Origin of the sequence: Holospora curviuscula (assembly GCF_002930195.1) — a bacterium.
Classification (GTDB): domain Bacteria; phylum Pseudomonadota; class Alphaproteobacteria; order Holosporales; family Holosporaceae; genus Holospora; species Holospora curviuscula.
The window spans coordinates 1-6,711 of sequence record NZ_PHHC01000127.1; the positions used below are offsets into that span (position 1 = coordinate 1).

The following is a 6,711-nucleotide window of genomic DNA, read 5'->3' on the forward strand; positions in this document are numbered from 1 at the left end:
AGGTAATATTAGGGTGTGTCAACACGTGCTGGTAACGCGATAACCAGAAATTTATCAATCCTGTGATGTGGATTGCCCGCAAGGGTGCAGCTTGGCATGCCTTTCCAGAATCTTACGGGAAATAATCGAGAGCTCACAAACGCTTGATACGATGGTCCAAAGCCGGTGTGCGGCAAATCATCTTCAATACCCTTGCAGCAGATGCTGATACGCAATGGATCACAACTGATTCCACAATGATTGGCGCCCATCAACACGTCGCGGGCGCCAGAAAAAAATACAGTAATGGTACACAAGAACAAGCTCTGATGCACTCAGAAGGCAGTTTTAACACGAAAATCCAGCTGCATGGGATGCTTTAGGCACCCCCATCAGATTCATTCTATCGCCTGGTCAGTGCTCTGATTATAAAAAAGCTCTTGATTTAATGGAGAATTTTGACTTTAAAACGCTATTGGCGGATAAAGGCTATGATGCCCGATGAGATTGTTCATTATGCTGGCAGCAACAAAGCCATTATCCTAATACGATCCATGCGAAAGAACCGCAGAGAATTTGATGCAGCTCTTTATAAAGCACTCTACTCTAGTCGAGCGAATGTTCAACAAGTGAACCCATTTCAGGCGCATTACACCCAGATATAACACACTTGAACACGCTTTTCTTTCCTTCCTTTATTTTTCTGTATGACTCATAATACTAAAGTAAACTTAAATGTCGACACGGCCTATTTTCTTTGAAAAAATGATCCTACGTTTATACTCTAAACGTTCTCCATCATTGTACTTTCTTTCTTATATTTCTACGCCAGCTACTGAGTGTTTTTTTTGTACACTTTAAACACTTTTGATGCTTTTTTTACTTACGGAATGTATTTATTTTGTTTTAAATTATTATCTTATGATCTTGTGGGAATTTTTATTTTCATTTTAGCATGGGTGTACACCTAAGTCAAAGCGATTTATTGTATTTTTTTATACTCTTTGCGTACACGAGTCTTTAACCTGGCGTAATCGAACACTCTAGGATGCATCTCTAATCCAAGCCTTTCCTTCTTCAGTACACTGAATAGAACGCTGAATTTTACAGACATGGGCTACAAAATCTTTATGAAAAGGCAAGTAAATCGAAGGGCTGGACAGAGCGAAAGGACGGATTTCTAGTAAATCTGTAGCGCCAAAATTTTCTAATCTGATTACTGTTCCAAGAGCTGCTTCCTGAAAAAAAACTTTGTACCCTTCCAGTTCTTTCCAATAATACTGATCTTGAGGAAGCGGCTCAAGATGTTCGATGAGTGTGTATAACTCCACACCTTTTAAAAGCTCAGCTTTTTCTCTTGAATCAACTCCACGACATCGCACCTCTATTATGGTTGGAGTACCAACGGAACCCACAAAATAAAAGTGAAAAATTTTTTTTTCAATATTCATCACTACGGAACAAAAGGTAATAAACAAAGGATCTTGAGTAAAAACTTTAACTTTTAAGTTCCCTTTTATTCCTTTTGGACCAAGAACTTTAGCAATAAGTAACATTAACTCTCCAAGAAGAGCGGATAAAGAGAATCGAACTCTCATCTAAAGCTTGGGAAGCTTTTATTCTACCATTGAACCATATCCGCGCTCTGACAAGTAACCCTAACATAGTTTTTATTTCAGTACAATACGGTTTTAATCCTCATGAAGAAAAATTTTCTATTATAGGATATAACACTTCTATAAATAAGGAAGAATAAGGACAATTAAATGCCTTCAATTTTAGTGCTCATCCTAAAACAGAACGTTTTTCGATCTTTTCTAATCTTACCTTAAAAAAATTAAGCAATTAAGTTTTTCCGGAGACTGGAACAAAAGGGGGAAACAACATTTAATTTAAGCAATTTTTTTAGTACACCATCCTGGACTTGACGTTCTGACTAAAAGATAAATCCCTACTCCCAACATGGGAAGGCTGTACGCTTGTCCCGCACTTATCATATTGTATTCAAACCAAGGAAGTAGATCCGGTTCTCGGGTATACTCACATACCCAGCGAGTTATAGAGTATCCTATTAAGAAACATCCAGAAAGTGCGCCCTTACTTCGTGGAAGCCCTGTTTTAAAAGCAAGCAGGTTTAAAACGATAAACAATCCTAACCCTTCAGAAAAAGCTTCATAAAGTTGGCTAGGATGTCGTGCAGTAGAGTCAACGTTTGGAAAAATCACTCCGTATTTCCAAGGAATTCCATAAAGCTCCTGATTTAAAAAATTTGCAATCCGTCCTAGAAATAGGCCTAGAGGTGCACCGCACAATAGGCAGTCTGTTAAAGAAAGCCATGAAATATTTCTGCGTCTACAAAACCACCAGCTAACCAGTGCACAGGTCAACACTGCACCATGAAACGCCATCCCTCCTTTCCACACTGAAAAAATCTCCAGGGGATATTTGAGGAAGTAGGATGGAGCATACAATACAACGTATCCTAATCTTCCACCGATAATGATAGCTGGCATAATCATCATTAGAAAATCTGCCAAAACACGATGACATAAAAAAAAGATATGGGATTTTAATAAAAAAACGCCCCAACGCCATGCTAAAACCGTTCCTATAGCATAAGCAATGCCGTACCAACGCACCGGGTGAGAAAAGATATAAAATGCAATAGGGGAGGGAAAATCCATGTTACGCCTCTCTTAGATATTTTGTCATACCAAGGTTTCCGTATACTTATCTAAAGAGGTGTATTCATCTGATCAAAAAAACTTCGGTTAGTCTCTGTAAGTCCCAACTTTTCAAGTAAAAATTCAGTTGCTTCTCCTCCAGGTGCCATAGAACTTAACACTTTTCGTAAAACCCACATACGTTGTAAGTATTTTGGATCAATTAATCGCTCTTCTTTTCGTGTGCCAGACCTAGAAACATCGAGTGCAGGAAAAATACGGCGCTCTGCCACTTTTCGATCTAAATAAATTTCTGCGTTTCCTGTTCCTTTAAACTCTTCAAAGATCACTTCTTCCATACGAGACCCAGTTTCTACTAAAGCAGTAGCAATGATGGTCAAAGAGCCTTTTTCTTCCACGTTACGGGCCGCACCAAACAACCGCTTAGGACGTTGTAAGGCATTGGCGTCTACACCTCCAGTCAATACTTTTCCAGAGGAAGGAAGCACAGTATTGTACGCTCTAGCTAATCGCGTTAATGAATCTAGAAGAATGACGACATCTTTTTGACACTCCACAAGACGTTTTGCTTTTTCGATCACCATCTCCGCCAACTGTACATGACGTGTTGCAGGTTCATCAAAAGTAGAACTTACTACTTCTCCTTTTACAAACCTTGCCATCTCAGTGGCTTCTTCCGGCCGTTCATCAATTAACATGACCATGAGGACGACATCGGGATGATTTTCTTGAATTGCCTGTGCTAAATTTTGTAAAATGATGGTTTTTCCGGTGCGAGGAGGTGCTACAATAAGTGCGCGTTGTCCCAACCCCAGAGGAACCACTAAATCTATGGCGCGTAAGGTTAGGCGGGCGTTATTAACCCAGTCCGAATTTTTTTTCTTTAAAGGCTTGACCAAAAGCCCAGGGGTGGCTATTTCCGGCGGAATTTCCAACTCTAAATTTAGTTTACGTTGAGGAAAAAGGGGGGTTAAATTTTCGAACGGAATGCGCCTAAAAGTTTTACTGGGTTCATCAAAATTAATCGTTTCAATAGTTTTGAGGGAAAAGTATCGCTCTTCTTCTCGACTGGGAGGCAAGATAATTCCCTCAATCACATCTCCAGTTTTTAAGTAATTTTTTCTAATAAGCTCTGGACAAACATAAACATCCGAAATTCCTGGTAAATAATTTACTTCCGAATACCGTAAAAAGCCAAATTGGTCCGATAGAATTTCTAACACTCCCAGACACAGGATCTCTTCTCCCTGTTCAAATTGTTTCTTTAGAATCTCAATTACAATTTCTTCCCCTTTCAGGCTTGCACTTTCAATTCCCAAAGACTCCGCCATCGCTCTTAGATTTAAGGGAGAATATTTTCGTAAATCACTTACTCTAATCATGAAAAATCCACAGAAAAAAAAGTTTTACCTTTGCAGTATGCAAAGGCTAGTGATGAAAGAGTATCTAACTTTCTTTTTTTTATCAAGAGCCTTCAAAGAAAAAATCTTATATTTCGTGTGATAAATCTTAATTTTTTTTACTTAGTCTGGCGTTATTTAATACATCAAAAAAATTTCTTAACACGTCCCTAGACATCTGTTGAATATTGATTTCGATGTTCTGGACAGGAAATAGGCTTTTTTGCAGCCTGGGGAAGTAGTTTTTTGATGCTCTCATAGTGTGTTCCAGAGGGATCTTGAACAAAGTTTGGAAAGGCTAAACTTTGAAAAATTTTCTGCAATTGCTTTAACATGTTTTGGAGATACGCAGTGTCAGATTTTGGTTCAAAAAAATATTGCAATGCCTTTATGGACTTCGTATATTCTTTACTCAATATATCTAATTCTGGAGAATTTTTTAATAATTTAGCGTACTTCAAAGGATTGTTCTCTTTTAATCTTGAGTATTGTGAAGAATCTGATTTTAATGATTTTAATTTTGAGTAGGTACGACGTCCATACTCTATATCCTCTAACATCTCTTCCCTAATTGATCTAAGAACGTCTGAAAGTGCATAAAGAAATGCACTAATTTGCTCATTTGGTTCTCCATTTTTATCTGTGGTGTATTGTTTTAATTCTTGGAAAGCAGTATTACATTTTTCTCGCTTTCTCTCGTCATTGCCGTAAAAATGACGACACGTATTGCGTTGTATTGCCTATATACAGTGTGAAAATTTATTGTTATCGCTTTTGTTTTCAAGATGATCTTTGCATACAAGGCAAAACGTTTTGTATAGCGGGTGTTTAGATCCCTGAACTTCTATTCTAAAAATTTTACTATTATCCTTAATCCATCTGTTCACTTCTTGATTCAGTGCGTCTTGTGTACGGTTTGGTTTTGCAAAACTGTACAGTGAAAATGTTGTTAACAAAAATGTTTTTTTATACATTAATAATTTTTTTATACCACTGCACACTGAAAATTTAATAATAATTTTTTTTCTAATATTAAGTTAATTGGTATAAAAACATAAAAAAATCTAAAAAAAGTTTATTTTAAACAGTGGAGCCGTGAGATAGGGGTCTATCGCTATCAAGGGATGCATACAGTTTGCACTGCTATGCAAGATTTTTTAGGGAAACACATTTTCTACAAGATTTTATAACGTAATGCACTGAGTATGTTGTGAGTCATCATTTAGGCGCTCAATAGGATGAGCCAGATTCTTAATTTGTCTTGAGGCCAACAAAAACATAATAAACACTCTACTTCAATGGCTATATAGGCTGATGCTTACTTTAGGGGAAAGAACGATTATCTTAAGTCGCCATTGTGTTTTTCCTGGCTCAAGGCCAAAAACTACTACAAAAAAGCGATTTATATTTTACTCACAGATCCAAGCGGACACGGCAAATAAGAGACTACTTATTTACCTTGATTTGGAAGGATTTAATCTAGGATAGAACTCCTAGGAAAGGGTATATAGCCAACTACCTATAGAACGGTTACAGAAAATCGCGTGTTAATTGAACAATGTGTAGAACGTCTTATCTGTTTAGCGCGAGCCCATTGTTTCTCAATGGGATTAAGGTCAGGAGAATAAGGCGGTAGATAAAGTATGCCAGCATCTTTAATTATTTTCTGTATAGCTTTACTTTGATGGAACGCAGCATTATCCAGAACAACACCACAGTTTTCTGGGATATGAATCAATAGCATTTCTTCTACCCAACACATCAATACCTCTAGAGACCCCGTATGCACTCTAATTACCCTCAAAGTAGAGCTCATCAAAGCGCCTTATAGCATTTGTTCTGCTTTTGGGACCCCAATCCTGTTTTCTGTAACAACGCTGCGCTTTTACAGAACACCCGTGGGTTCTTGGCATATCATGGACAATCCCACGTTTATCAACTTTTCTGTTTAATTCATCACGGTTTTGGCACAATAGAGATGTTTTTCTGGATCCGCCTTTGGATGATTTAAGTTTTTTTATCGCGAACATCAAGACGTCGCAGGGCTTTGAAAATGCCAACAGCGCTAATCCCCACGCTCTGGCTGATAAGCATCAGCATCCGGCTTAGAGCGAACTAAGTTCGGTTCTAAATGCGTACTCCTTCTATAGTCTGCTGCCCCATTCCAAAACGTTTACCAGAGTCCTACCCCTTCTTTTTTCTTAATTCCTCAACTCTTACGACGAAAATTCCATAAATACGACAGCTTGAAATATCTTCTATTTTCTTTTATTACAACTATTCTATAGTTAGTTGGCTATATTTTCTTTCTTAGTAAACAATTAATTATCATACTTCGTTCTATAGATCACAAAAGACAAGAGCCCTCATCCAATCTGTTGGCTGAAAAATAATATTGGTGCATCCTTATCCACCAGAGCTAAATTGAGATTTGAAAGAGTGAACCTAAGACCCCGTATTCATGGATAAAAGGAGGGAGTATAGTCAAGTTTGGAGGTAATAAGAACGCGTGATCCAAGAGATTTAACAGATCATAAATGGAAATTCATTAAGGATCATTTTGAATGAGATAAGTATAGTAATAGAATTAAACACGAAAAAAAATCGTATTAATGGAGTAGTTTACATAATAAAGACCGGCTGTTCAT

Annotated in this window: 8 protein-coding genes, 1 tRNA gene and 1 pseudogene; 1 reads left to right on the forward strand and 9 read right to left on the reverse strand. The window is 37.6% G+C overall.

The annotated features are described in order from the left end of the window. Positions 1-8 precede the first annotated feature (8 nt). Complete coding sequence (locus HCUR_RS06345; RefSeq protein ID WP_165780830.1) at positions 9-251, reverse strand: hypothetical protein; 243 nt, start codon at positions 249-251, stop codon at positions 9-11. A 104-nt stretch (positions 252-355) separates the two neighbouring features. Here HCUR_RS06345 and HCUR_RS10320 point away from each other — a divergent pair. Further along, a pseudogene (locus HCUR_RS10320) lies at positions 356-484 on the forward strand (IS5-like element ISNeu3 family transposase); the annotation flags it as partial. A gap of 538 nt (positions 485-1,022) precedes the next feature. On the opposite strand, the gene rimM reads toward HCUR_RS10320, so the two are convergent. The 8 genes from rimM to HCUR_RS07945 form a co-directional block, all read right to left on the reverse strand. Further along, positions 1,023-1,577, reverse strand: coding sequence for a ribosome maturation factor RimM (gene rimM / locus HCUR_RS06350; RefSeq protein WP_104207252.1), 555 nt, complete (start codon positions 1,575-1,577; stop codon positions 1,023-1,025). After that, positions 1,551-1,621, reverse strand: a tRNA-Gly gene (locus HCUR_RS06355). The genes rimM and HCUR_RS06355 overlap by 27 nt, the downstream gene beginning before the upstream one ends. A 250-nt stretch (positions 1,622-1,871) precedes the next feature. Then, positions 1,872-2,663 carry a prolipoprotein diacylglyceryl transferase gene (gene lgt, locus HCUR_RS06360; RefSeq protein ID WP_104207253.1) on the reverse strand — a complete coding sequence of 264 codons (792 nt, stop codon included), beginning with the start codon at positions 2,661-2,663 and terminating at the stop codon, positions 1,872-1,874. 50 nt (positions 2,664-2,713) lie between these two features. Next, positions 2,714-4,045 carry a transcription termination factor Rho gene (gene rho, locus HCUR_RS06365; protein WP_104207254.1) on the reverse strand — a complete coding sequence of 444 codons (1,332 nt, stop codon included), beginning with the start codon at positions 4,043-4,045 and terminating at the stop codon, positions 2,714-2,716. Between the two features lie 188 nt (positions 4,046-4,233). Further along, on the reverse strand, positions 4,234-4,623 hold the full coding sequence (locus tag HCUR_RS06370; protein ID WP_104207255.1) for a hypothetical protein: 390 nt from the start codon (positions 4,621-4,623) through the stop codon (positions 4,234-4,236). A gap of 180 nt (positions 4,624-4,803) precedes the next feature. After that, complete coding sequence (locus HCUR_RS06375; RefSeq protein WP_104207256.1) at positions 4,804-5,037, reverse strand: hypothetical protein; 234 nt, start codon at positions 5,035-5,037, stop codon at positions 4,804-4,806. Positions 5,038-5,582: 545 nt separating this feature from the next. Then, complete coding sequence (locus HCUR_RS09900) at positions 5,583-5,879, reverse strand: transposase (RefSeq protein ID WP_104207257.1); 297 nt, start codon at positions 5,877-5,879, stop codon at positions 5,583-5,585. Then, a complete protein-coding gene (locus tag HCUR_RS07945; RefSeq protein ID WP_129591958.1) occupies positions 5,854-6,093 on the reverse strand; it encodes a hypothetical protein in 240 nt (79 codons plus the stop codon). The genes HCUR_RS09900 and HCUR_RS07945 overlap by 26 nt, the downstream gene beginning before the upstream one ends. Between the last annotated feature and the right edge of the window lie 618 nt (positions 6,094-6,711).